This window comes from Telluria sp. RT2P19 (genome assembly GCF_059685725.1).
This window is the reverse complement of record NZ_JCASIL010000025.1, coordinates 14,169-37,971: the sequence shown is the minus strand read 5'-3', so window position 1 is coordinate 37,971 and position 23,803 is coordinate 14,169. Positions and strand designations below refer to the sequence as shown.

General features: G+C 66.8%; 20 protein-coding genes. 8 read left to right on the top strand and 12 right to left on the bottom strand.

Features of this window, described 5'->3' with window-relative positions:
• Positions 1 to 11: 11 nt before the first annotated feature.
• Positions 12 to 1,151, bottom strand: coding sequence for an efflux RND transporter periplasmic adaptor subunit (locus tag AC56KW_RS23360; RefSeq protein ID WP_497173023.1), 1,140 nt, complete (start codon positions 1,149 to 1,151; stop codon positions 12 to 14).
• Positions 1,152 to 1,379: 228 nt separating this feature from the next.
• Positions 1,380 to 1,802 carry a divergent PAP2 family protein gene (locus AC56KW_RS23355; RefSeq protein ID WP_497173022.1) on the bottom strand — a complete coding sequence of 141 codons (423 nt, stop codon included), beginning with the start codon at positions 1,800 to 1,802 and terminating at the stop codon, positions 1,380 to 1,382.
• Between the two features lie 133 nt (positions 1,803 to 1,935).
• Here AC56KW_RS23355 and AC56KW_RS23350 point away from each other — a divergent pair, with 133 nt between their 5' ends.
• Together AC56KW_RS23350 and AC56KW_RS23345 are read left to right on the top strand one after the other, a co-directional pair.
• On the top strand, positions 1,936 to 2,994 hold the full coding sequence (locus AC56KW_RS23350) for a DUF475 domain-containing protein (RefSeq protein WP_497173021.1): 1,059 nt from the start codon (positions 1,936 to 1,938) through the stop codon (positions 2,992 to 2,994).
• A gap of 121 nt (positions 2,995 to 3,115) precedes the next feature.
• Complete coding sequence (locus AC56KW_RS23345; protein WP_497173020.1) at positions 3,116 to 3,565, top strand: DUF8785 domain-containing protein; 450 nt, start codon at positions 3,116 to 3,118, stop codon at positions 3,563 to 3,565.
• A 205-nt stretch (positions 3,566 to 3,770) separates the two neighbouring features.
• On the opposite strand, the gene AC56KW_RS23340 is transcribed toward AC56KW_RS23345, so the two are convergent.
• Positions 3,771 to 6,161: a coiled-coil domain-containing protein gene (locus tag AC56KW_RS23340; protein WP_497173019.1), complete on the bottom strand. Its 2,391-nt coding sequence runs from the start codon at positions 6,159 to 6,161 to the stop codon at positions 3,771 to 3,773.
• A gap of 107 nt (positions 6,162 to 6,268) precedes the next feature.
• Positions 6,269 to 7,282 carry a serine/threonine protein kinase gene (locus AC56KW_RS23335; RefSeq protein WP_497173018.1) on the bottom strand — a complete coding sequence of 338 codons (1,014 nt, stop codon included), beginning with the start codon at positions 7,280 to 7,282 and terminating at the stop codon, positions 6,269 to 6,271.
• Positions 7,283 to 7,731: 449 nt separating this feature from the next.
• Here AC56KW_RS23335 and AC56KW_RS23330 point away from each other — a divergent pair, with 449 nt between their 5' ends.
• Positions 7,732 to 8,424: a UPF0149 family protein gene (locus tag AC56KW_RS23330; protein ID WP_497173017.1), complete on the top strand. Its 693-nt coding sequence runs from the start codon at positions 7,732 to 7,734 to the stop codon at positions 8,422 to 8,424.
• Between the two features lie 53 nt (positions 8,425 to 8,477).
• Here the strand turns inward: AC56KW_RS23330 and AC56KW_RS23325 are convergent, their stop codons facing one another.
• The 3 genes from AC56KW_RS23325 to orn all read right to left on the bottom strand — a co-directional run bounded on the left by AC56KW_RS23325 (position 8,478) and on the right by orn (position 12,895).
• Positions 8,478 to 9,539, bottom strand: a complete 1,062-nt coding sequence (locus tag AC56KW_RS23325; RefSeq protein ID WP_497173016.1) for an HPP family protein — start codon at positions 9,537 to 9,539, stop codon at positions 8,478 to 8,480.
• 195 nt (positions 9,540 to 9,734) lie between these two features.
• Positions 9,735 to 12,257, bottom strand: coding sequence for a hybrid sensor histidine kinase/response regulator (locus AC56KW_RS23320; protein ID WP_497173015.1), 2,523 nt, complete (start codon positions 12,255 to 12,257; stop codon positions 9,735 to 9,737).
• 53 nt (positions 12,258 to 12,310) lie between these two features.
• The gene (orn, locus tag AC56KW_RS23315) at positions 12,311 to 12,895 is read right to left on the bottom strand and encodes an oligoribonuclease (RefSeq protein ID WP_497173014.1); all 585 of its coding nucleotides are present in this window, start codon (positions 12,893 to 12,895) and stop codon (positions 12,311 to 12,313) included.
• Positions 12,896 to 12,966: 71 nt separating this feature from the next.
• Here orn and AC56KW_RS23310 point away from each other — a divergent pair, with 71 nt between their 5' ends.
• The 5 genes from AC56KW_RS23310 (at position 12,967) to AC56KW_RS23290 (ending at position 17,821) form a co-directional block, all read left to right on the top strand.
• Complete coding sequence (locus AC56KW_RS23310; RefSeq protein ID WP_497173013.1) at positions 12,967 to 14,229, top strand: M48 family metallopeptidase; 1,263 nt, start codon at positions 12,967 to 12,969, stop codon at positions 14,227 to 14,229.
• The gene (locus tag AC56KW_RS23305; protein WP_497173012.1) at positions 14,226 to 14,558 is read left to right on the top strand and encodes a 4a-hydroxytetrahydrobiopterin dehydratase; all 333 of its coding nucleotides are present in this window, start codon (positions 14,226 to 14,228) and stop codon (positions 14,556 to 14,558) included. The genes AC56KW_RS23310 and AC56KW_RS23305 overlap by 4 nt, the downstream gene beginning before the upstream one ends.
• Positions 14,555 to 15,469: a ribosome small subunit-dependent GTPase A gene (gene rsgA / locus AC56KW_RS23300; protein WP_497173011.1), complete on the top strand. Its 915-nt coding sequence runs from the start codon at positions 14,555 to 14,557 to the stop codon at positions 15,467 to 15,469. The genes AC56KW_RS23305 and rsgA overlap by 4 nt, the downstream gene beginning before the upstream one ends.
• A gap of 83 nt (positions 15,470 to 15,552) precedes the next feature.
• Entirely contained in the window at positions 15,553 to 16,476 is a 924-nt protein-coding gene (argF, locus tag AC56KW_RS23295) for an ornithine carbamoyltransferase (RefSeq protein WP_497173010.1), read from the top strand.
• 112 nt (positions 16,477 to 16,588) lie between these two features.
• On the top strand, positions 16,589 to 17,821 hold the full coding sequence (locus AC56KW_RS23290; protein ID WP_497173009.1) for an argininosuccinate synthase: 1,233 nt from the start codon (positions 16,589 to 16,591) through the stop codon (positions 17,819 to 17,821).
• A 414-nt stretch (positions 17,822 to 18,235) separates the two neighbouring features.
• Here AC56KW_RS23290 and bla read toward each other — a convergent pair whose 3' ends face one another.
• The 5 genes from bla to murB form a co-directional block, all read right to left on the bottom strand.
• Complete coding sequence (gene bla / locus AC56KW_RS23285) at positions 18,236 to 19,858, bottom strand: subclass B3 metallo-beta-lactamase (protein WP_497173008.1); 1,623 nt, start codon at positions 19,856 to 19,858, stop codon at positions 18,236 to 18,238.
• A gap of 21 nt (positions 19,859 to 19,879) precedes the next feature.
• Positions 19,880 to 21,592, bottom strand: a complete 1,713-nt coding sequence (locus tag AC56KW_RS23280; protein WP_497173007.1) for a penicillin-binding transpeptidase domain-containing protein — start codon at positions 21,590 to 21,592, stop codon at positions 19,880 to 19,882.
• A complete protein-coding gene (locus AC56KW_RS23275) occupies positions 21,589 to 21,972 on the bottom strand; it encodes a BlaI/MecI/CopY family transcriptional regulator (RefSeq protein WP_497173006.1) in 384 nt (127 codons plus the stop codon). Before AC56KW_RS23275 ends, AC56KW_RS23280 begins: the two co-directional genes overlap by 4 nt.
• Positions 21,973 to 22,044: 72 nt before the next feature.
• Complete coding sequence (locus AC56KW_RS23270) at positions 22,045 to 22,752, bottom strand: SDR family oxidoreductase (RefSeq protein WP_497173005.1); 708 nt, start codon at positions 22,750 to 22,752, stop codon at positions 22,045 to 22,047.
• A gap of 10 nt (positions 22,753 to 22,762) precedes the next feature.
• Positions 22,763 to 23,791, bottom strand: a complete 1,029-nt coding sequence (gene murB / locus AC56KW_RS23265; protein WP_497173060.1) for a UDP-N-acetylmuramate dehydrogenase — start codon at positions 23,789 to 23,791, stop codon at positions 22,763 to 22,765.
• Positions 23,792 to 23,803: the final 12 nt, after the last annotated feature.

Genomic DNA, 23,803 nt, shown 5'->3' with positions numbered 1-23,803 from the left:
TGTATCCCGTATTACTTGCCTTGGGCGGCCGTGCCGGTCGCGGCGCTCGCCACGCGGGCGGTCGGCATATCGACTTTTTGGCCATCCTTCAGATTCGAAGTTGGCGCGCGCAGTACGATGTCGCCCGCGGCCAGGCCCTGCTTGACTTCGAAGTTCCCGGTACGCGGGTCACGTGCGCCGACCACCAGGTTGACCTTGGTCAGCGTCTTGTCCTTGATGCGCCAGGTATGGCTGTTGTCGCCCACGCGCACCAGGGCCGATTCGGGCAGCATCAGGGCGTCGGCCGCCGATGCGTCGATGCGGCCTTCGGCGTACAGGCCGGCCACGCGCGGCTGGGCCTTGTCGGCGAAGCCCACCAGCACCTCGACCTGGCGCGTGACCGGGTTGGCGGCGGGGTCGATGCGGCGCACGAGGCCGGCGAACTGCTGCTCGCCGTAGCCGTTGACGCGGAAATTGACTTTCTGGCCGACCTTGACGGTGCTGACCGAGTCGGCCGATACCGCGCCTTCGAAGCGCATGCTGGTCGGATCGATGACCTTGACCAGTTCCTTGCCGATAGTGGCGGTGTCGCCGTTGGACACCTTGCGCTCGGAGACGATGCCGTCGAACGGCGCGCGCACCGTGGTGCGGGCCAGTTGCTGGCGCGCGGTGGCGACGCGGCTTCGTGCGCCCGACAGCTCGCTCATGGCGTTATTGCGCGCCATTTCGGCGTCGTCCAGCGCCTTGGCCGAGGTCATGCCCGAGGCGGTCAGGGTTTTCAGGCGCTCGAGCTGGCGGTTGGCCTGCTCCAGCGCCAGGCTGGCGGCGCGCTGCGCGTCCTCGGCCGAGGTCAGGGTGTCACGGATCGAGGTTTCGTCGAGGCGCACCAGCACGTCGCCGCGCTTGACCGGCTCGCCGTTCTCTTTCAGCACCTGCAGCACGATGGCCGATACTTCGGCGCGCAGGTCGGCGCGGCGTTCCGGCTGGATCGAACCGGTGATCACCGGGCCGGACGAGATCGAGTCGCTCTGGATCGTCAATACATCCTCGGGAGCCACGGTCAGCTGCGTCGGCTTGTTGTCCTTGGCTTGGCCGGGCGCCTTGGCGGCGTCCTTGCCGCAGGCGACGAGGCTCGTTGCAATGGCTAGAACGAGGAGGGATTTGCGCAGCATAGTGGTTCTCCAGAGTAGGACTTGATCGTTTTTATAGAAATGAGAATAGGTATTCAGCGCGCAGTATTCAGGAGGGCCCTGGTGGCGTCAATTGAGGAACCTGTATAACGCCGAATTCGATGGATGAACTGCGTTTTTTGGCGATGAGCTGCATTCCAGCCCGGATGAGTTGCGGGGTACAACGGACAGCCGGACGTCCGCGCGATGGACGCCCGCTGTACGTACATGCTACATCCCGCCCAGCACGGCGTTGATCAGGAAGCCCATGCCGATGCCGGTCAGGACCCCGCCCGCGATCTCGATCTTGGTGTGGCCCATGCGTTCGCGCAGGATCACGTAGTCGGCCTTGCCGTCGTGCAGGCGGTTGATCGACACCGCGTGGCGACCGACATGCTGGCGCAGGCTGTTGGCGTCGATCATGACGATGAAGGCCAGCGCGCAGGCCACGCCGAAGGCCGGATGGCCCATGCCTTCGCGCAGGGCGATCAGGGTGGCCATGCTGGTCACGACCGCGCTGTGGTTGCTGGGGAAGCCGCCATTGCCGACCAGGTCGAAGGCCCAGCGGCGCAGTCGGACGCTCGAGATGAGAAACTTGATCGGACCGACCACCATCCAGGTCAGGATGGGCGTGGCGAGATAGATAATGTCCATGATGTATTCCAGGTGAAAATGCTGGGCAGAATTATCTCAGAAGCAAGGCGCGCTGGGCGATTTTTGGAACGGACGCGGCAACCCGGGAAACGGTAATATTGGCCCAACGAGTCAAACCAGACAAGGGGTATGTATGCGGCATTTTCGCTGGTCCTTCATCGTTACCGCCGTGCTGATGGCCCTCGCCGCCTGGTGGGGCTACGCGCACCGCGGGCTGCCCGGCCTGCTGCAGGCCCTGTGGATCACTGCCATCCTGGGCGTACTCGAAGTGTCGCTTTCTTTCGACAATGCCGTCGTGAATGCTTCGGTGCTCAAGCACTGGAACGAATTCTGGCGCAAGCTGTTCCTCACGGTCGGCATCCTGGTGGCGGTGTTCGGCATGCGCCTGCTGTTTCCCCTGGTGATCGTCGCCGCCGCGACCGGGCTCGGTCTGTTCGACGTCTGGCACATGGCGATCGACAATCCCGACGAATACGCGCGTCACCTGACCGAGCACCACGCCGAGGTCGCGGCCTTCGGCGGCGCCTTCCTGCTGCTGGTGTTCCTGAACTTCCTGTTCGACGAAGAAAAGGAATTCCACTGGTTCAGCTGGTTCGAGCAAAAGGTCGGCAAGTACGGCACCGAGGGGCTGGCCGTGCTGATCACGCTGCTGGGCGTGATCGGCGCCATGAGCCTGATGCCCGTGGCGCGCAAGCTGGCCGTGCTGATCGCCGGCGTGACCGGGGTGCTCATCTATATAGGCGTGAAATGGCTGAGCGGCCTGCTCGAGGAGAAAGAACATGATCCGTCGGTCGGGGCCATGATCTCGCAAGGCAGCATCGGCGGCTTCCTGTATCTCGAAGTGCTGGACGCCTCGTTCAGCTTCGATGGGGTGATCGGGGCGTTTGCCATCACCAACGACGTCGTCATCATCATGCTGGGGCTGGCGATCGGCGCCATGTTCGTGCGCTCGATGACCGTGTTCCTCGTCTATAAAGGCACCCTGCAGGAATTCGTCTACCTGGAGCATGGCGCGCATTACGCGATCGGGATCCTGGCACTGATCATGTTCGCCAGCGTCCACTATCACATCCCCGAATGGTTCACGGGGCTGTCGGGGCTGGCCTTCATCCTGGTGTCGCTGTGGTCGTCCATCCGCTACCGCCGCAAGATCGCGGCGCAGGACGCCGAGGTGGCGGCGCGGACCGGGTGAAGCGGGCGCCGCTGAGAATTGCGGTTTGCGAATACGGCAAGGCATGGCAGAATGGGCGCGCATCGCTTCCGCGCTGCAAGAATAACAATCTTGCCAACTTTTTTGATCGCCCTGCCCGACCATGCCCAAAGCCCGTTCTTCCGCCATCCTGCTGTCCGTCATCGCTGTCGTGGCGGTGCTCGGTTCCCTGTACACGTGGTTTACGCTGACCTGGTCGTACTCCGAAGGCGACCGCGCCGGCTACCTGCAGACGTTCTCCAAGAAAGGCTGGCTGTGCAAGACCTGGGAAGGCGAGATCCTGCTGTCGAGCATGCCGGGAGCGATTCCGGAGCGGTTCGCGTTCACCGTGCGCGATGAGGCGGTGGTGCAACAACTGAACAGTAATATCGGCCGCCGGGTGCAGATCTCGTACGAGCAGCACAAGGGCGTGCCGACCAGCTGCTTCGGGGATACCGAGTATTTCGTGAAGCGCGCCATCACCGGGCCGGTGGATCCGGTGTCGCCGAGCCAGGCGCAAGGTGGAATGGACAGTCGGGCGCCGGTGCCGACGCAAACCCCGACCGCACAGTAAGCACGCCACCACGTCGTTCCCGCGCAGGCGCGGACCAAGGCCGTGGCCTGGCAATTTTCTGAAACGTAGTCGGTCTGCAAGCACACGTGGGTTCCCGCCTGCGCGGGAACGACGTGCGCGGCCAGTCATGGTCATTGCAGAGCGCGTACGACACCCGCCGGCGGGCGTGGCCAGTCCCGGTCATTGCAGACCACGTGCCGCCCCCCTATTCGGGATCCGTCTTGCGGTCCGGGTCCCGATCCAGCTCGCGCTGATGCGCAATCACTTCGACCAGCCTCGCCGCCGCCTGGGCGGCCGAGGTGTCGCCGGCCCTGGCCTGCGACTGCTTGAACCGTCCCAACACTTCGCGCGTCAGATCGGCCGACACCGACCGCTGGCCGGCTTCCACCTTGCGCTCGCCGATCGCGCGTTCGGTCGCCGCCAGCTCGGCGGCCTGTTCGTCCTGGCGCTTGCTCTCCAGATTCACCAGGTGCTTGCGTGCGTCGGCCATCTGCAAGGTGGCGTGCGCCGCCTTGCGCTGCATCTCGGCGTGGGCCTGGGCGTGTTCGAGCAGCGCGCGCTGGGCTTCGCGTTTTTCGACGGCCGCCTGCACCGCCGCCTGCTCGACGAGCTCGCGTTCGCGCGCCATGCGGGCCTGGGCTTCCTCGGCCTCGGCGCGCGCCACGGCGGCTTCGGCGGCCGCATGTTCCGACGCCAGCCTTGCCGCTTGCGCCTCGTTGGCGCGCGAGTCGGCCGCGGCCTGCGCGCGCTGGGCAGCCAGCTTGCGTTCGACCAGGGCCAGCGATTCGCGCGCGGCTTGCGTGGCTTCGCGCTCGGCGCCGATCGCCTGTTCGGTCAGCGCCACCTGCTGGCGCTCCACCTCGGCGCGCTCGACCTGGGCTTGCGCCAGCTCTTGCGCCCGGCGCGCATGCGCCTGCTGGGCGTCGCGCGCCGCCTCGGCCTGCGCCGCTTCTTCCTGCGCCGCGTCCGCTTGCGCCTGTTGCGCCTCGATGGCCGCGCGCTGGGCTTCTTCCAGGCGCCGTTCGGCCTGGGCCTTGGCCGCCAACGCCGCCGTGGCCGCCGCTTCGGCTTCGCCGCGCGCCTGCGCCGCCAGCATCAGTTCCTGCTCGGCAGCCACTTTTTTCTCCAGCTGGGCCAGCGCCTCGGTCTCGGCCGCCACGCGCGCGCGCTCGGCCTCGGCCAGGCGCCCTGCCTGTTCACGTGCTTGCGCGGCCAGTTGCGCCGCCTGGCGCTGCAACTCCACCTGCTCGGCTTCGAGCGCCAGCGCCGCCGCTTCGTCGGCATTGCGCGCGGCCTGGGCCTCGGCCGCGGCCCGGGCCAGCGCCGCCTTCTCCTCGGACAGCGCCTGCTGGCGCCGGTGTTCCTCGGCCTCGCGCTGGACCGCGGCCACCGCCGCCTCGTCGGCCGCGCGCCGTGCGCGCGCATCGAGCGCCGCCTCGGCTTCGGCTTCCAGTTTGGCCTGGACTTGCTGGCCGGCTTCTTCTTCGGCGCGCGCACGGTCTTCGGCCACCAGGCGCAGCTTGCGGTCGGTGTCGATCCGGGCTTCGGTCGCGGCCAGGATGCGCGTCTCGGCCTCGCGCCGCGCCTCGGCGCTGGCGGCCGCCATCTGCTCCAGCCGCTCGCGATGGGTGGCGGCGTCGCGCAGTTCCTTCTCGGTCTGCAGGCGCAGGCGCAGCGACTGGGCCGCGACCCGCTCGGACTCGGCCTGGGCCAGCGCGATCGCCTCGCGTTCCTGTTCGATGTGGGCGAAGGCGCGCGCTTCTTCCAGGGCGCGCGCCTCGGCCGCGGCGCGGGCGAAGGCCGAGCTCAGGGCCACCTGGTCGGCGCGCTCGCGCTGCTGGGTCAATTCCAGCGCCTCGGCCTCGGCCTGGGCCAGCTTCTCGGCGGTCTGGCGCGCGGCTTTCTCGGCGCGCTCGCGCTCGCGCGCCAGGATGGCGATGCGGGCGTCGGCGCTGGCGTTGTGCAGCACTTCTTCCTTGGCCGCCTCGACCGCCGCCATGCGCTCGGCCGCCTGCAGGCGCGCCTGCTCGGTATGGGCCACCAGTTCGTCGGCGGCCTTGGCCGCCTTGGCCGACAGTTCGGCCTCGGCCTCCATCTGCGCCGCGGCGCGGCGCCGCGCCTCGTCTTCCGAGCGGGAGCGCGCCTCAAGCGCCAGCCGGATCTCGGTATCGCTCTTGACCCGCGCACGCAGTTCGGCGGTCTCGTGCCGGATCGCTTCCAGGCGCTCGCTCGATGCCTTGGCGGCGGCGCGCAGCGACTCCAGGCGGTCGCGGTTGGCGGCGATCGCGTCTTCGGACGCCTGCGAATTGGCCAGCGCCGCAGCTGCCGCCGCGGCATCGAGAGCGGCGCGCTCGTCGGCCAGGGCGCGGGCGCGCGACTCGGCGGTCTGGCGGCTCTCGGCGGCCACGTTGGCCTTGGCCTCGGCTTCCACGCGCGCGATCGCTTCCTGGATTTCGTGCATCTCGAGGGGTTTGCGCGGCGTTGTCACCGCGGGCCCGGGCTCGGGGACGGCCGGCGCTTCCGGCGGCACGCCGGGGGCTTGCGACAGGTTGATCGCGAAGTCGGCGTCGTCTTGCTTGGCTGGGTTCGTTTCCATGCGAGGTCTCAATGGCGGCGGTCGGTTCGATTATCCGGCAAATCCGGTCGGCGTGCCACGCGGAACTGGGCGGCAATAGTGGCTCTGCTCGTCCATTCGACGCGGTTTTACACCGGCCACAGCGGCGGCTCGTCCATCAGCGCCACCTGTTCGCGCAGTTCCAGGATGCGGTCTTGCCAGTAACGCTGGGTATTAAACCAGGGGAAGGCCGCCGGGAAAGCGGGGTCATTCCAGCGCATTGCCAGCCACGCTGAATAATGGATCAGGCGCAGTGTGCGCAGGGCTTCGACCAGGTAGAGCTGGCGCGGGTGGAATTCGCAGAAGTCCTCGTAGCCGGCCAGCACATCGCCCATCTGGCGCACCATCTCGTGGCGCTCGCCCGAGAGCAGCATCCACAGGTCCTGCACGGCCGGACCCATGCGGCTGTCGTCGAAGTCGACGAAATGGGGGCCATCCGGAGTCCACAGCACGTTGCCGCCATGGCAGTCACCATGCAGACGCAGCAGCGGCAGCACGCCGGCGCGCTCATAGCAGCGCGCCACGCCATCGAGCGCCTGCTCGACCACGCTCGACCAGGCCGCCATCAGCTCGGGCGGCACGAAGTCATGGCTGCGCAAGAAGTCGAACGGCTGGCGCCCGAACGTGACCGGGTCGAGCACGGGGCGATGTGCATAGGCCTTGACGGCGCCTTGCGCGTGGATGCGGCCGATGAAGCGGCCGGTCCACTCCAGCACGGCCGGGTCGCCCAGCTCGGGCGCGCGTCCGCCGCGGCGCGGGAACACGGCAAACCGGAAGCCCTCGAAGTCATGCAGTGTCTTGCCGCCGATGCCCATGGCCGGTACGACGGGGATTTCCTGCTCCACCAGCTCGGCCACGAAAGCATGTTCTTCGAGGATGGCGACATCGCTCCAGCGCTGCGGGCGGTAGAACTTGACGATTACCGGAGCGCCCTCTTCGCGTCCCACCTGGTAGACCCGGTTCTCGTAGCTGTTCAGCGCCAGCAGGCGGCCGTCGCCGTGCATGCCGACGCTGTCGAGCGCATCGAGCACCAGGGCGGGGTCGAGGCGGGAGAATGGGTGCGGGGGCGGCGCAGAGTCCGTGTCACGGGTCGTGGTATCCATGTCCGCATTGTACGGCGGTGTAGGCGAAACCGGAAACGACGCGCATTTGGTATGGCCGGGGTCGTTCACGGATCCGGTCTGGCTGTCGTTACAAGGATACATGTCAACGACGCGGCCTTGGCGCAATCGCCTGGCCGACACCTGAAAGAGAGAATCTGAAGAAGTCGCTGACCCTGACCTTCGTCGCTTTCGCAAAGATGGGCATTCTTATGGCCCGATGGCGCGATCCGAAAGGCCCGTATGCGCTGCCGCCGACGGCGGCGCCGGCCAGGGGTTGGCGCCGCCGTGCCTTCAGCGCCAGGCGCTGATGTGCTGGCCGGCGCCGCGTCCGTTGCGCCGCCACGCCGCCGCTCCCCGATACGGCAGGTTTTTCGTGCCGGGGGGCGGCGCAGGCGTTACACTGGCGCCTTTACGCAAACTGGCGCTTGCGCGCCGCCACAGATACTCCCATGCATCTCGAACAGCCCCTCTCCGAAAAAGAATTCGACGAACTCGACCAGTTCCTCTTGTCCGACCGTTGCTCCGACGACGCGATGACGATGGACACCCTCCACGGCTACCTGACCGCCATCGCAATCGGTCCCGAAACCATCATGCCGGCCGAATGGCTGCCGCTGGTCTGGGGCCAGGACGAGGCGGACGCACCGAAGTGGAAGAACAAGCGCGAAGAAGAAAAGATCATCAACCTGATCATGCGCTTCATGAACGAAGTCTTGATCACCTTTGAAGTTTCACCGAAGGAATTCGAGCCGCTGTTCGTCGAACATGAGTTTGAAGGCAAGACCCTGATCGATCCGGAAGCCTGGTGCTGGGGCTTCTGGGAAGGCGTCGAACTGCGCGCCGATTCCTGGGAACCGATCTGGAGCTCGGACGTGGCCGAACTGATCCGCCCGATCTACCTGCTCGGCGCCGACGAAATCGAGGAAGAAGAACTGGCCCTGGTCGACAACCCGCACCAGATCCACGCCCTGGCGCTGGAGATCGAAGCGAATATTCCGGCTCTGTACCGCTACTGGCTGCCGCTGCGCAAGGCCGCGGTCGAGACCGTGGTGCGCGAGGAACCGAAGGTCGGCCGCAATGATGATTGCCCTTGCGGCAGCGGCAAGAAGTACAAGAAGTGCTGCGGCGCTGAACCGGCGTAAGCGACAGCCGATGTTGGCATGAGGTCGTCGTCAAGGCGACCGGCTTTATTGCGTCAGGCTCCCAGCTCGGCCCCATGCAGGGCATGGAGCACTTCGACCGGCCCGGCCATCCCCACCAGCATCCCCGCCGTATCGACCACCGGCACCCGCGCCAGGCCATGACGGCCGGCCAGCGCGGCCACGGCGCCCGCCGGCTGCGCCGCCTGCACCGCGATCCCGGCCACCATCAGCTCGACCACCCGCTCGGCGTCCTTGCGGCCGCGCAGTACGATCAGCGCCCGCGACTTGATGCCATGCGCTTCGGTCTCGGCCGCCGCCTTCAACAGCGATTTCAGGGTCAGCACGCCGAGCAGGCGCCCCTCCCCATCCACCACCGGCAGCGAAGGCAAGCCATGTTCGAGCAGGATGGCGCGCGCCGTCGCCAGCGGCATGTCGGGCGCAAGCCGCGCCAGTGGCGGCACCACGATGTCGCCGGCATGCAGTTGACGGACGCGACGCTCGGCTGCGTGGTGTTCGGCGTCGTTGACGATGATGGCCAGGTCTTCGCGCGAGACGTCGAGCGCTTCACCAAAATGTTCCAGCGCAGCGTCGATGTCCTCGGGCGCCACGTCGGATGGCGCCGGAACAGCCTTGTGCGCGTGATGGGCGCCCGTCAAGCGGTTGTACAGCAGCGCCGCCAGCACCAGCAGGACAGTGTTCAGACCCACCGGCGCCAACGCGAACGAGAGGCCGGCCTCGTGCACTGCCGGCCCGCCGAGCACCGCCGTCATGGCCACCGCCCCGCCAGGCGGATGCAGGCAGCGCAGCAGGAACATCATGGCGATCGACAGCCCGCCGGCCAGTGGCGCAGCGAACATCGGATCGGGCAGCAGCTGGGCGCAGGCCGCGCCGACCAGGGCCGAAACCACATTGCCGCCGATGACGGGCCATGGTTGGGCCAGGGGACTGGCAGGAACGCAGAACAGCAGCACGGCCGATGCCGCCATCGGGGCGACCAGCCAGGCCACATGCGCGCCGGGAGCGCTCCAGGCCAGCACGACCTGGCTCAGCACCCCGGACAGGGCCAGGCCGAACAGCGCGCCGAACGCGGCCCTTGCTTGGCCGATCGGTGGCAAGACGACCGGGTGCGGCCGCCGCAGAATGGATAAAAGGAAAGATGGCATTGCACCAAAGATGAGCGCAAAGAGCGTCATTACAGCACATTTGCACGAAATGGGTGCGAGGTCACCCAAAAATAGTGCGGATAATTAAGCGCCCCCCTGGTACAACTGCACATTGCCTGGGGATTGTGCTTGCCGCGGCTCCGGGGCTCAGGTTCCCGCCTGGGCGGGAACGACGTCGGCTGGCGCTTGCGCCTGCGCGCCCGGCCGCCCGCTCGTTACGCCATCGAGTACGCGCAGCAGCACGTCGACATTGACCGGCTTGACCAGGTGATGCGCGAACCCGGCGGCCAGCGCGGCGTCGCGGTCTTCCTGCTGCCCATAGCCGGTAATGGCGATCAGGGTGGCGTTGCTCGTGATCGGATCTGCCTTCAGGCGACGCGCCAGTTCGTGGCCGTCGATCTCGGGCAGGCCGATGTCGAGCAGGCAGATGTCGGGCCGCGTGCAGCGCGCGCGTTCGAGCGCCGGCATCGATGCGTGCTCGATCGCCACCTCATGGCCCTGAGCCGACAGCAACAGCCCCAGCGTCTCGGCGGCGTCGTGGTTGTCATCCACCACCAGGATGCGCAGCGGCGCCGCGCTCGCCGGGCAGGCCGCGACCGGCTCTGGCGCCGGGGTCCCTTCTTGGTGCAGCAGCGGCAGGCTGATCAAGAATGTGCTGCCCTTCCCCAGGCCCGGGCTGGAACAGCCGACCGTGCCGCCATGCAGTTCCACCAAGTGCTTGACCAGGGCCAGGCCCAGGCCGAGACCGCCCTGCGAACGGTCGGACGAGCGCTCGGCCTGGGTGAACAGGTCGAACACGCGGCCGGTGAGCTCGCGGTCCATGCCGATACCCTCGTCGCGCACGCTCAGCACCAGGCGCGTGCCCAGCACCTCGGCGCGCAGGTCGATGCCGCGCCCGGGCGGCGTGTACTTGGCGGCATTGCCCAGCACATTGGCGACCACCTGCACCAGGCGCGCCTTGTCGCCGCGCACCGCAGCGCCCTCGGGCGGCAGGCGCACGCCGAGCTGCTGCGAACGGGCGTCGATCGCCGGCCGCACCTGCTCCACCGCTTCTTCCAGCACCGTGCGCGCCGGCACCCGTGCCTGGCCCAGCGTGATCAGGCCGCGCGTGACGCGCGACACGTCCAGCAAGTCGTCCACCAGTCGCGTCATGTGGCGCACCTGGCGCCCGATGATGGTACTGCTCTGGTGCACGCGCCGTTCGTCCATATTGCCGAGGCGGAGCAGCTCGGCGGCGGCGCTGATCGGCGCCAGCGGATTGCGCAGCTCATGGGCCAGCATGGCCAGGAATTCGTCCTTGCGGCGGTCGGCCTCCATCAGCTTGTCTTCGGCCAGCTTGCGGTCGGTGATGTCGCGGAAGAAACTGGCGATGCCGCCGTCCTGGGTCGGATAGGCGCGGATATCGGTCCAGACGCGGCGTCCGTCCGGGAACACGTGGCACAGTTCGGCGGCGCCGGCGCGGCGCGTGTCCATCACGCTGTGGTACATGCGACCGGCCTCGCTGTCGGCCATGGCGGTGAACACGTCCCAGTGGTTGCGGCCGATCACCTCGTCGCGCGTGACGGCGCAGATGCGCAGGCCCTCGGGATTCATGCGCTGCATGATCCAGTTGCGATCGAACAACGCGAAGCCTTCGGAGATATTGTCGAAGATGTCGCGGCTGCGGTCGCGCTCCTCGCGCAAACGCGCCTGGGCGCGCGCGGTCTCGGCCGCAGCCCAGGTCCGCTCGGCCACGTCTCGCGCAAGCTCGACGTCGTACCCGCTCCAGGAGCGCGGCGTCGGCATGTCGACGCCGAGGCAGGCAATCAGGCGACCGGATTTGACCAGCGGCACCACCAGGACCGCGCCCATCGGCTCCTCGAGCCCATTGATGCGCAGGTCGGCGGTACGCGGATCGTTGGCGGCGTCGTGGATCTGCACCACGGCGCCCCGCTCCAGCTCGGCAATGACGGCCGGACTGAAACCGTGCAACGGCAGGACCGGCACGGAAGCGGACGCATTCTGTGGCCGCCACAGCCGCGGCACTTCCAGGCGGCCGCTGAGCGCATCGACTTCGGCGTAGAGCACGCGTCCGGCGCCGACTTCGACGCCCAGCAGCGCGATGGCGCTTGCGATGACTTCGCCCGGGTCGACGAGCGACGCCAGTACGTCCGACACCTTCAGCTGGAAAGCGGCGCGCCGCTCGCCCAGCACGTGCCCCGTGGTCTCCATGACGGTGCAGGACAAGCCCGCCACATCGCCCCGTGCATCGTGCAGCGGCGCATACGAGAACGTGAACCATGCACGTTCGGGATAGCCGTTACGCATCAGGTTCAGTTCCATGTCCTGGAAGAACACCGGGTGGCCCGCCAGCGTGCGTTCGATCAGGTGCGACAGCCCGGGCATCACCTCGGCCCACAGCGCGCGAAAAGGTGTGCCGGGCACGGCCGGATGGCGTGCGCCGAGGATCGGGATATAGGCGTCGTTATGCAGGAATGCCAGCTGCGGCCCCCATGCGATGAACATCGGGAACGACGAATGCAGCATCATGTCGACCGCGGTCCGCAGGGACGGCGGCCAGCCCTCCGGTGGGCCGAGCGGCGACGCGCTCCAGTCATGGCCGCGCAGGCGCGCGGCTGTCTGGCTGTCACCGAGGAAAGCGGTATGCGTGAACTGGGCCATACCGGCCATTCTCGCATACCTCCTTGTCAATACCGTGCAGTTTTCTGCCGCTTTTTGCCGAATTATTTCTGGATGAAATGCTCGCGGTAATAGCGCAGCTCTTCGATCGACTCGGTGATATCGGCCAGGGCCGTGTGTTTCTGGTGCTTCTTGAAGCCGGTCGCGACTTCGGGCTTCCAGCGGCGGCACAGCTCCTTCAGGGTCGACACGTCCAGGTTACGGTAATGGAAGAAGGCTTCCAGCTTCGGCATGCCGCGCGCCATGAAGCGGCGGTCCTGGCAGATCGAGTTGCCGCACATCGGCGATTTGTTCGATGGCACATACTGCTTGAGGAAGGCGATCAGCTCCTGCTCGGCCTGGGCTTCGCTCACGGTCGATGCTTTGACGCGGTCGATCAGGCCAGACTTGCCGTGGGTGCCCTTGTTCCAGTTATCCATCTTGTCGAGCGTTTCGTCCGACTGGTGGATGGCGAACACCGGGCCTTCGGCGATGATGTTCAGCTCGGGATCGGTGACGACGACCGCCACTTCGATGATGCGGTCGTTGTCCGGGTTCAGGCCGGTCATTTCCATGTCGACCCAGACCAGGTTGAACTCGTTCGGACGCTGCGCTGCGGCGGACTCGGTAGTTGGTGTAGCTTGTGACATAATTCTCTCTTTGCCTAGACTTGTTTTACTCAGGTGGTTTACTTAATCCTGCATTTTCTCACAGGCACAGAATGTCTTCATTCGGGTTTTCGGTTTTGTTCGTCGTTTTCTTCGTGCTGACCATGGCGCTGCGCACCTGGCTGGCCGCACGCCATATCCGGCACATCGCGCGCCATCGCGCCAGCGTGCCGGCCGAGTTTGCACCAAAGGTGCCGCTGGCGGCGCACCAGAAAGCGGCCGACTATACCGTCGCCAAGACCCGCCTCGGCCTGGTGGGCATGCTGTGGGGCGGCACGGTCCTGATCGGTTTCACGCTGCTGGGCGGCCTGCAACTGCTGTCGCTGGCGATCCTGCCGCTTACCGGACCCGGGCTGTGGCACCAACTGGCGCTGGTGGTGGCCTTCGGCGTCATCTCGAGCCTGCTCGACCTGCCGCTGGACTGGTATCGCCAGTTCGTGCTCGAGCAGCGCTTTGGCTTCAACAAGATGACGCCTGGCCTGTGGTTCAGCGACCTGGTCAAGAGCACGGTCGTCGGCGCCGTCATCGGCCTGCCACTGCTGTGGGTCGTGCTGACACTGATGGAACAGTCGGGCGAGCTCTGGTGGTTTTACACCTGGCTGGTGTGGAGCGGATTCCAGCTGCTGATGATCGCCATCTACCCGAGCGTGATCGCGCCGATGTTCAACAGGTTCACCCCGCTCGCCGATGTCAGCCTCAAGCAGCGCATCGAGGGCCTGATGGGGCGCGTCGGCTTTGCCTCGCGCGGCCTGTTCGTGATGGACGGGTCCAAGCGCAGCGCGCATGGCAACGCCTATTTCTCGGGCTTCGGCCGCGCCAAGCGGATCGTGTTCTTCGACACCCTGCTGTCGCGCCTCGAGCCGCAAGAGATCGAAGCCGTGCTGGCGCACGAACTCGGCCACTTCAAGCTGCGCCACATCGTCAAGCGCGTCGTCGTGATGTTCGCCATGTCGCTGGCTTTCCTGGCCCTGCTCGGCTACCTGAAGGGCCAGGCCTGGTTCTACACGGGCCTGGGCGTGCTGCCCTTCATGAACGCCTCGAACGACGGCATGGCCCTGATCCTGTTCGTCCTGGCGCTGCCGGTGTTCACCTTCCCGCTGGCGCCGCTGTCGTCGATCACCTCGCGCAAGCACGAGTTCGAGGCCGACGCCTTCGCCGCGAAGCACACCGACTACCGCGACCTGGTCTCGGCCCTGGTCAAGATGTACGAGGACAACGCCTCGACCCTGACGCCGGATCCGCTGCACTCGGCCTTCTACGATTCGCATCCGCCGGCCTCGGTACGCGTGAAACACCTGACGATGGCGGGCGCATGAAGCTCGAGAACCGCGACTGCATCCACGGCGCCAGGGCGCTCGATTCATCGGCGATCGACGCCTTGCTGAACGACGTCCCTGGCTGGGCCGCGCTTGACGGCGCCCTGGCGCGCGAATTCCGGCTGCCCGACTACCGCGCCACCATCGCCTTCGTGAACGCGGTGGCGCAGGTCGCCGAGACACAAGACCACCATCCCGACATGACGGTCGGCTATTCGACCTGCCGCGTCAGCTGGAGCACCCACTCGGCCGGCGGCGCCCTGACTGACAACGATTTTATCTGCGCCGCGAAAGTGAATGCGCTTTACCTTGGATTGACCAGCGCATGAGCGACAAGAACCCTGAACTGACCGGCACCATCATCGCGGCCCACGGCCGCCACTACCTGGCCGACGTCGACGGCGAAAAACTGCAGTGCGTCACGCGCGGCAAGAAGACCAATGTGGCGGTGGGCGACGTGGTGCACCTGAAGCGCACCTCCGCCGACCAGGCCGTGATCGAGAAGATCGCCGACCGGACCACCCTGCTCTATCGCTCCGACCAATACAAATCGAAGCTGCTGGCGGCGAACATCTCGCGCCTGTTCATCGTCGTCGCCACCGAACCGGGCTTCACCGACGACCTGGTCTCGCGCGCCCTGGTCGCCTGCGAGGCGGCCGGCATCGAGGCCCACCTGATCCTGAACAAGACCGACGTCGAAGGCCTGCTGCCGCGCGCGCGCGAACGGGTGGCGCCCTACGCCGCGCTGGGCTATCCGGTGCACGAGGTGTCGGCCACCACCCGGCCCGAGCAGACCGTGGCCACGCTCATGCCGCTGCTGGAGGGCCAGTCGTCGATCTTCATCGGCCAGTCGGGCATGGGCAAGTCGTCGATGATCAACCTGCTGGTGCCGGACGCCGACATCGCGGTGCGCGAAATCTCGGCCGCCCTCGATACCGGCAAGCACACCACCACGTTTACGCGCCTTTACTGGCTGCCGGGCAAGGATGGGAAAACCGCGGCGATCATCGATTCGCCCGGCTTCCAGGAGTTCGGCCTGTATCACCTGACCGAAGGCATGCTGGAGCGCGCCTTCGTCGAGTTCAAGCCCTACCTGGGCGGCTGCAAGTACTACAACTGCCGCCACCTGGCCGAGCCGCAGTGCGCCGTACTGGAGGCGGTGGCCGAGGGCAAGATCGCGCGCATGCGCCACGAGCTGTACGGGCAACTGCTGCACGAGTCGGCGCAGACCCTGTACTAATAACCGAGCAGAAACCGTCACTTTCCCTAACGGAAAGAAAAAGCCCTTATAATTCAAGGGACAACAAACGAGTAGACCAGATCATGCCAGGCACCACTCCGATCAAGCACTTCCTGCAGTTCTCCGACTTCACGCGTGACGAGTTCGAATACGTCATCAAGCGCGCGGCGATCATCAAGCGCAAATTCAAGGCCTACGAGGTCTACCATCCGCTGGTCGACCGCACCCTGGTGATGGTGTTCGAAAAAAGCTCGACCCGTACCCGCCTCAGTTTCGAAGCCGGCATGCACCAGCTGGGTGGCGCCGCCATCTACCTGAACACGCGCGACAGCCAGCTGGGCCGCGGCGAGCCGGTCGAAGACGCCGGCCAGGTGATGAGCCGCATGTGCGACATCATCATGGTGCGTACCTTCGGCCAGGACATCATCGAGCGCTTCGCCGCCAATTCGCGCGTGCCGGTCATCAACGGCCTGACCAACGAACACCACCCCTGCCAGGTGCTGGCCGACGTGTTCACCTTCTGGGAACACCGCGGCTCGATCGCCGGCAAGACGGTGGCTTGGATCGGCGACGCCAACAATATGCTGTATTCGTGGCTGCAGGCGGCCGACGTCTTCGGCTTCCACCTGAACGTGTCGACGCCGAAGGGCTACGAGCTCGATCCGGGCCTGGTCGCGACCACCCGCTACACCCTGTTCGACAACCCATCCGACGCCTGCGAAGGCGCGCACCTGGTCACGACCGACGTCTGGACCAGCATGGGTTACGAGAAGGAAAACGCCGAACGCCTGAAGGCCTTCGACGGCTTCATCGTCGACGAAGCCAAGATGGCGCGCGCGACCGGCGACGCCCTGTTCATGCACTGCCTGCCCGCGCATCGCGGCGAGGAAGTCTCGGCCGGCGTCATCGACGGCCCGCAATCGGTCGTCTGGGACGAAGCCGAAAACCGCCTGCACGTGCAAAAAGCCCTGATCGAGTACCTGCTGCTCGGTCGCATTGAAGATTGATTTTTACCCCTGAAGCTTGATCGTTGGCCGTCCGTCCTGTTGTAATGACAGGATGGACCTGCGCGCCAGCTGACCATTACTCCTCTACCATCCCTCCATCACTGGAACTCCCATGAGCGACATCAAGAAAGTAGTCCTTGCCTATTCGGGCGGTCTCGACACCTCCGTCATCCTGAAATGGCTGCAGGACAATTACAACTGCGAAATCGTCACCTTTACCGCCGACCTCGGCCAAGGTGAGGAACTGGAACCGGCGCGCGCCAAGGCGCTGAAGTTCGGCATCAAGCCAGAAAATATCTACATCGACGATGTGCGCGAAGAGTTCGTGCGCGACTTCGTGTTCCCGATGTTCCGCGCCAACACCGTGTATGAAGGCGAATACCTGCTGGGCACCTCGATCGCGCGTCCGCTGATCGCCAAGCGCCTGATCGAGATCGCCAACGAGACCGGCGCCGACGCCGTCTCGCACGGCGCGACCGGCAAGGGCAACGACCAGGTGCGCTTCGAGCTGGGCGCCTACGCGCTCAAGCCCGACGTCAAGATCATCGCGCCATGGCGCGAATGGGACCTGCTGTCGCGCGAGAAACTGCTGAAATATGCGGAAGACGCCGGCATCGCGGTCGACATGAAGCACAAGAACGGCGGCGCGCCATATTCGATGGACGCCAACCTGCTGCACATCAGTTTCGAGGGCCGCCACCTGGAAAACCCGAGCGCCGAAGCCGAGGAATCGATGTGGCGCTGGACCGTGTCGCCTGAAGCAGCGCCAGACGAAGCCGAGTACCTCGACATCGAATACGAGAAGGGCGACATCGTCGGCCTAAATGGCAAGCGCCTGTCGCCGGCCGCCGTCTTGACCGAGCTGAACCGCTTGGGCGGCAAGCACGGCATCGGCCGCCTCGACCTAGTCGAGAACCGTTATGTGGGCATGAAGTCGCGCGGCTGCTATGAAACCCCGGGCGGCACGATCATGCTGCGCGCGCACCGCGCGATCGAGTCGATCACGCTGGACCGCGAAGTGGCGCACCTGAAGGACGACCTGATGCCGCGCTATGCGTCCTTGATCTATAACGGCTACTGGTGGGCGCCCGAGCGCGTCGCGCTGCAGACCCTCATCGACCATACCCAGGCCACCGTGAATGGCTGGGTGCGCCTCAAGCTGTACAAGGGCAACGTGATCGTCGTATCGCGCGATTCGAAGACCGATTCGCTGTTCGACATGAACATCGCCACCTTCGACGAAGACGGCGGCGCCTACAACCAGGCCGATGCGGGCGGCTTCATCAAGCTCAACGCCCTGCGCATGCGTATCGCCGCGAAGGCGCGCGCCAAGCGCGGGCAGTAAGCCTGACTGGAACCGGCCTGATCGCCGGTTCCAGTGCCGACAAGGAGCCGCCCTGGGGCGTAATGCCGTTCAGCCAAGGTACTTCTTCAGGACACGAACGGTGTAACGATGAGGCAAGGCCTTCACGGCCCGGCCGAGTTTTCGACCGGGCCCGTCCCTACGGCACCATGTACACCGGCGTCGGCGCCGACCTGGTAAAACGCCTCCGGCAACACCGCGAAGCCGCAGTCGCCGGCTGCGCGACACATGACAAATCATGAAGCTGGCCTGGCACGAATCCATTCAGACATCATCCACGCCCTCTCCCGCGAACAGCTCAAACGCTGGAACCGCGACTGGAAAATCGACTTGATCCAGTCACTCAATCCATCCTGGCGAAATACCTGCCCCGGGACCTGCGGCTCGCACCGTCGCTCACAGCAGCCCCAGCACCTGCAAGGCTGCCTTCCCAAGCGGCACCCGCTTCGCCCCCACCACATCGTCGGTCACATCGACATTGAGTGCGAACGCATATACCTTGCCGTCTTTTTCGACCCAGCCGACCCACCAGCCGATCTGGTTCTCGCGGTCGCCCGGCCGACGGTCGCCGATATACCAGCCGGTCTTGGCGTACAGATTGGCGCCGCCTTCTTGCCGCACGATCTCGCGCACCGCCGCCATCGCCGCCTTCGGGAACGGCAGCTGGCCCCGCGCCAGGCGCCCCAGGAACCGGGCCTGCTCGAGCGCGCTGATCTTCAACGGCCCGTCGAGCCAGAACGCGTCGATGACGGCGCCCGCATCCATATTCCCGTAATCGAGCTGGCGCAGGCCTTCACGCATGCGCGGCATGCCGATGCGGCGCGCGAGTTCCTTGTACACCGGGACGTTCGACACCCTGATCGCCTCGCGCAGCGGCATGTCCTTGGCCCACTCCGGCCGGTAGGTCGGCCCACCGCCGTACGGCAGCACTTCGTCGACGCTGGCCACCGCGCCGGTACTTAGTCCGATCAGTGAGTTCGGGATCTTGAAGGTCGACGCCGGCACGTAGCGGATATTGGCGCGCTGGCGGTCGTGGCCCGTGTATTCGCCGGTAGCGACATCGTGCACGACGAAGGTGCCGGTGACGCCGGCCTTGTCGAACATCTCCGTGATCCGCGCATTGTCCCTCCACACGATCGGCGGCGTCTTCGCTTCGGCTGCGAGCGTCTTCGCCAGCCGCGCGCGGCCCTGGTCGGCGTAGGCGCGGCAGGCGGTGTTGTCGACGAAGGCCGCATTGCCTAGCCTGGCGCGTCGCGCGTGGCGCTTCCACAGGTCGCTCCCTTCCGGATGGGCCGAGACCAGCACGTCGCACGGCAAGGCCGCGACCTTCGCGATCGAGCGCTCCATGTCGCTGCGCGCGTTCGGATAGGCCGGGTCGCCGCTGTAGCGGAAGGCCCCGGCGCCGATGGCGTTCAGGCTGTCGGCGTACACCATGTTCAGGCGCTTGCCGCCGTCGTTCGATACCCACGTCCAGGTCGATCCGCCCTGCGTGTGGCCGGGCGTCGCGTGCAGGGTGACGGCCAGCGGGCCGACCTTGACCGTCTCGCCGTCCCGGACGATGCTGACGTTGGCCACCGGCGCCATGTCGGATTCGAACAGGCTGGCGTATTGCGGGTCGCCGCGGCTGGCCTTGCCGGAGCGCAGGACCGGCGCCGCGGCGGCGGTCGCCTTGACCTCGGCGCCTGACAGCCGCTGCAGCTCGGCAATCCCGCCCGCGTGGTCGAAGTGCTCGTGCGAGTTGAGAATGATGCGGATGTCCTCGACCTTGAAACCGAGCTTGCGGACGTTGGCAGCGACCTGGCCTGCCGCCTCGGGGATGGCGCCATCGATCAGGATGTGCCCCGCCTTCGATGCGATCAGTACCGCGCTGAGGCCGCGCGTGCCGACGTAGTAGCTGTCGCTCGACAAGGCGAAGGGTTCCTGTGGCTTGTTCCAGTCGTCGGCGGACGCAAAAGGCGCGGTCACCACGACGGACGTGACGAGGCCAGCCGCGGCAAATGCCAGGCTTGTAATCTTCATGAAGGGTTCCTCAGGGTGGGTTTACAGCGCGTCCAGCCTCGACGGCAGTTCGCGCAGGAAGGTTTCTTTCAATAGCGGCCCGGCCGCGTGCTCCGGGTCCTGGCGGTCGAGGGTCAGGCGCGTGAACACGACCGTGCGCCCTTCCTTGCTGGCCCAGCCGACGAACCAGCCATACGAACGCGGCGACGCCGCTGCGCCGGCGGCCTGCTCCAGCACGGCGGTCCCGGTCTTGGCATACACGTCCCAGCCGTTCGGCAGCGTGGGCAGCCGCAGCAGGGTCGACGTCATGTCGTAGGCGTGCGGATCCACGCCCAGTTCGCGGTTGACGACCTTGCGCAGGAACGCCGCCTGCTCATGCGCCGAGATCTGCAGCGACGAACCGATCCAGGCATCGGTGACGCCGCCCGCCAGATCCTGGTTGCCGTAGTCGAAGCGCCGCAGATACGACTGCATGCCGTCGAGCTTGACGCGCGACGTGACCTGCTGCGCGTACCACACGGTCGAATTGCGGATCCAGCTCGTCGGGTCGGTCGTGGCGCGCCAGGCCGGCAGCCAGTCGGTGTAGCCCTGCCTGAACGGCAGCGCCGGCGTGTGGGCATCGAGCAGGATGCCGGCATCGTAGCCCATCAGGCTGACGACGATGTTGAAGGTGGAGGCCGGCGTGGCGCGCACGCCGCAGTCGCCCTGCTCCACCAGGCGCGCGCCGCTCGCGGCGTCGAGCATGAGGGTGCAATCGAGCCGCGCAGGACCGTCGTTCCAGGCCAGCGCGGGCTGCAGCGCCAGGTTGACGCCGAAGGCCAGCGCCAGGACCGAAAGGCCGGCGCCGCGCGCCCATGCCGCATGCCGGGATGTGCCTGGCGCACGGATCAGTTCGACCCGGGCCGCCAGCGTATCCGGGGCAACGCCGCCAAAGGCCAGCGCCCCGCGCACCGCCTGGTGCTGCATGCGCAGCTGGGCGACCAGGGCGGCGGCATAGGCGCGGCGTTCGCGCGCCCCCCGGCCGCGCAGCACGTCGCGGTCGCAGCCGAGTTCCTGCGCCCAGCTCAGTTGTTCGCGCAGCCGGCGCATGGCCGGATTGAACCAGCACAGCGCCTGCAGCGCGGCGCCCAGCGTCAGCCACCACAGGTCGCCGCGGCGCCAGTGCATCAGTTCGTGGGCGACGATCAGCTCGCGCTGCAATGGATCGACGTCGCGCAGCCCACGCGGCAGCAGCAGGCGCGGCTTGAAGGGACCGACCAGCATCGGCGGGATCGCGGCATCGACTTCGACGATCGCCGGCATGACGGCGTGCGATTGACGCGTACCGCTTCGCACCAGCCGGTCCAGGATGCGCCGGCCGCGCCACAGCCGGCCAAGCATCCACGTCAGGCCGACCGCATAGGCCAGCAGCCAGGCCCAGGCCAGCCAGGCCAGCGGGGAACGCCCCTGCACGGCGGGGGCCAGCATGCCGGCGACAGCCCCGGGCGCCACGCCGGCGACCGGGGCTGTCGCCGCTGCGCCCATATCGACCTCGAACACCGGCCGCATCGGCGCCTGTGGTGCAGGCGGCATCAGCAACAGCACGAAGGTGGCCGCGATCGCGACCTGGCCCAGCAGCCAGGTCGAGCGCTGCATGCCCAGCGCCGGCAAGCAGCGCCGGGCCAGCCAGGTGGCGCCCCATACCGCCAGTCCGGCCGCCAGGCAACCGGCGCTGGCGAACAGGAAGCGGATGGCGAGCTGGTCGAGCGCAGTCATGGCGCGCCATCCTTTTCGTCAGGCCAGTCGTTCAGGAGCTGCTCCAGGCGGGCCAGCTCGGCGTCGTCGACCAGCTTGCTGCCGGTGAACATAGTGACCGGCAGCGGCGTGTCGATTTCCATCACGCGCCGGCCGAAGTCACGGGCGAAGGCGGCCAGCGTGTCGACCTTGTCGCTTAGCGCCTCGTACACCCGCACGCCGTGGCGCAGCTCCTGGCGCACCATGTTTTTCTCGAGCATGCGCTCGAGCGTCTTGCGGGTCGACGAATACGACCACGCCAGTTCCTCGGCCACGGCGTCATGGATTTCGCGGGCGCTCAGCGGTTGCTGGCGCCACAATGCCTTTAAAAGGCTCAGTTCGGAGATCGAGGGGACGGCCATGGGTGCAACTCCAGAGTGCGACTATTGACGCAATAATGCGACAATTGTCGCATACCTGTCAACAGGCGTCGGTCAGTTGCGCAAATCGTCCACCGGTTCGCTGCCGAAGCCCCGCGCCAGCAGGTAGTCGACCAGCTTGCGCGCGCAGTCCTCGGGCGTATCGAGCGCACCGCCGTCCTTCAGCGCGACGAAACGCTCACGCATCGGGAAGTCGGCATCCGGGGTGGCGCGGATGGCGGCCTGCATATCGGTGTCGATCACGCCCGGCGCCAGGCTGCAGGCGCGCACGTCGATATCACCATCGATCAGTACCGCGCGTGCATGCTGGTCGAGCGCGGCCTTGGTGGCGCAGTACACGGCCCAGCCGGGATAGGCATTGCGCGCCGCTCCGCTCGAGACATGCAGGATGCGCCGCCGGGATGTCGGCGCGGCCCGCACGAAGGCGGCGGCCAGCGCCAGCGGCGCGCCGACGTTGAGCGCGACGGCGCGCAGCACCTGCGCCGGGTCTTGCGCGGCGAGCGGCCCGACCGGCGTGACCACCCCGGCATTGTTGACCAGGAAGGCATCATCTGCATCCTGCAGAAAGTCGCGCAGCGCGTCGCCCGCGAGCCAGGCCTGCAAGGCGCCAGGCTCGGCCATGTCGACTTCGTGCTGCGCGATGCCGGCCAGCGCCGAGCGTCCGCGCGCGAGGCCCAGCACGGCGATGCCGCGTGCCTGCAGTTCGGCCGCGACCGCGGCGCCGAGGCCGCGCGTGTGGCCGGTGACGACAGCTTTCTTCATCCTGGATGCCTCAAATGAATACGGGTTCGGGTTCGAGCGCCACACCATAGCGGGCCGCCACGTCGGACTGGATCGCCTGGGCCAGGCGCACCACATCGGCGCCGAGCGCATTTCCCAGATTGACCAGCACCAGCGCCTGCTTGTGATAGACACCGGCCGGGCCGATATGGCGTCCCTTCCAGCCGCACTGGTCGATCAGCCAGCCTGCCGCCAGCTTCTCGCTGCCGTCGGGCTGGGCATGGTGGACGAGGTTCGGGTACATCTCCAGCAGGCGCCGGCAGTCTGCGCCGGAGACGACCGGGTTCTTGAAGAAGCTGCCGGCATTGCCGATCTCGAGCGGGTCGGGCAGCTTGCGGCGACGGATCGCCTCGACCAGTTGGCCGACGTCGCGCGGCGTGGGCGCCGCCAGGCCGGCCTCCTGGACGGCGTTGGCCAGTTCGGCGTAGCGCAGGTTCGGGCGCCAGGCCGCCGGCAGGGCGAAAGTCACGTCCAGCACGATGAGATCACGGCCGTCGGGGTGCTTGAAGATGCTGTCGCGGTAGCCGAAGCGGCAGGCGGCGGCGTCCAGGGTAAGCAGCGCGCCACTGGCCATGTCGAAAGCGCTCAGGCTGTGGAACACATCCTTGGTTTCTACGCCATACGCCCCCACGTTCTGGATAGGCGCGGCGCCCACCGTGCCGGGGATCAGGGACAGGTTTTCCAACCCGCCCAGCCCCTGCTCCAGCGTGTACTGGACGAACGCGTGCCAGTTCTCGCCGGCCTGGGCCCGTACCAGGATCTTGCCGTCATGCTCGCCCAGGACGGCGCGCCCCTGGCCTGCCATGTGCAGCACCAGGCCGTCGAAGTCGCGCGTAAACAGCAGGTTGCTGCCGCCGCCCAGGACCAGGCGCGGCAAGGTGGCCAGGGCGGGATCGGCGCGCACCGCCGCCAGTTGCGCGGCGCCGGTGACGCGCAGGTATCGACGCGCCACGGCGGGAATGCGGAAGGTATTGAGCGCGGCGAGCGGCTGGTCGTGGACGATGGGCAGGTCTGGTTGCATGTCGTGGAAGGA

What these genes read in the sequence shown, in the direction of transcription:
- AC56KW_RS23360 (WP_497173023.1), bottom strand. Translation starts at nt 1,151, where the DNA reads ATGCTGCGCAAATCCCTCCTCGTTCTAGCCATTGCAACGAGCCTCGTC.
- AC56KW_RS23355 (WP_497173022.1), bottom strand. Translation starts at nt 1,802, where the DNA reads ATGGACATTATCTATCTCGCCACGCCCATCCTGACCTGGATGGTGGTC.
- AC56KW_RS23350 (WP_497173021.1), top strand. Translation starts at nt 1,936, where the DNA reads ATGCGGCATTTTCGCTGGTCCTTCATCGTTACCGCCGTGCTGATGGCC.
- AC56KW_RS23345 (WP_497173020.1), top strand. Translation starts at nt 3,116, where the DNA reads ATGCCCAAAGCCCGTTCTTCCGCCATCCTGCTGTCCGTCATCGCTGTC.
- AC56KW_RS23340 (WP_497173019.1), bottom strand. Translation starts at nt 6,161, where the DNA reads ATGGAAACGAACCCAGCCAAGCAAGACGACGCCGACTTCGCGATCAAC.
- AC56KW_RS23335 (WP_497173018.1), bottom strand. Translation starts at nt 7,282, where the DNA reads ATGGATACCACGACCCGTGACACGGACTCTGCGCCGCCCCCGCACCCA.
- AC56KW_RS23330 (WP_497173017.1), top strand. Translation starts at nt 7,732, where the DNA reads ATGCATCTCGAACAGCCCCTCTCCGAAAAAGAATTCGACGAACTCGAC.
- AC56KW_RS23320 (WP_497173015.1), bottom strand. Translation starts at nt 12,257, where the DNA reads ATGGCCGGTATGGCCCAGTTCACGCATACCGCTTTCCTCGGTGACAGC.
- orn (WP_497173014.1), bottom strand. Translation starts at nt 12,895, where the DNA reads ATGTCACAAGCTACACCAACTACCGAGTCCGCCGCAGCGCAGCGTCCG.
- AC56KW_RS23310 (WP_497173013.1), top strand. Translation starts at nt 12,967, where the DNA reads ATGTCTTCATTCGGGTTTTCGGTTTTGTTCGTCGTTTTCTTCGTGCTG.
- AC56KW_RS23305 (WP_497173012.1), top strand. Translation starts at nt 14,226, where the DNA reads ATGAAGCTCGAGAACCGCGACTGCATCCACGGCGCCAGGGCGCTCGAT.
- rsgA (WP_497173011.1), top strand. Translation starts at nt 14,555, where the DNA reads ATGAGCGACAAGAACCCTGAACTGACCGGCACCATCATCGCGGCCCAC.
- argF (WP_497173010.1), top strand. Translation starts at nt 15,553, where the DNA reads ATGCCAGGCACCACTCCGATCAAGCACTTCCTGCAGTTCTCCGACTTC.
- AC56KW_RS23290 (WP_497173009.1), top strand. Translation starts at nt 16,589, where the DNA reads ATGAGCGACATCAAGAAAGTAGTCCTTGCCTATTCGGGCGGTCTCGAC.
- bla (WP_497173008.1), bottom strand. Translation starts at nt 19,858, where the DNA reads ATGAAGATTACAAGCCTGGCATTTGCCGCGGCTGGCCTCGTCACGTCC.
- AC56KW_RS23280 (WP_497173007.1), bottom strand. Translation starts at nt 21,592, where the DNA reads ATGACTGCGCTCGACCAGCTCGCCATCCGCTTCCTGTTCGCCAGCGCC.
- AC56KW_RS23275 (WP_497173006.1), bottom strand. Translation starts at nt 21,972, where the DNA reads ATGGCCGTCCCCTCGATCTCCGAACTGAGCCTTTTAAAGGCATTGTGG.
- AC56KW_RS23270 (WP_497173005.1), bottom strand. Translation starts at nt 22,752, where the DNA reads ATGAAGAAAGCTGTCGTCACCGGCCACACGCGCGGCCTCGGCGCCGCG.
- murB (WP_497173060.1), bottom strand. Translation starts at nt 23,791, where the DNA reads ATGCAACCAGACCTGCCCATCGTCCACGACCAGCCGCTCGCCGCGCTC.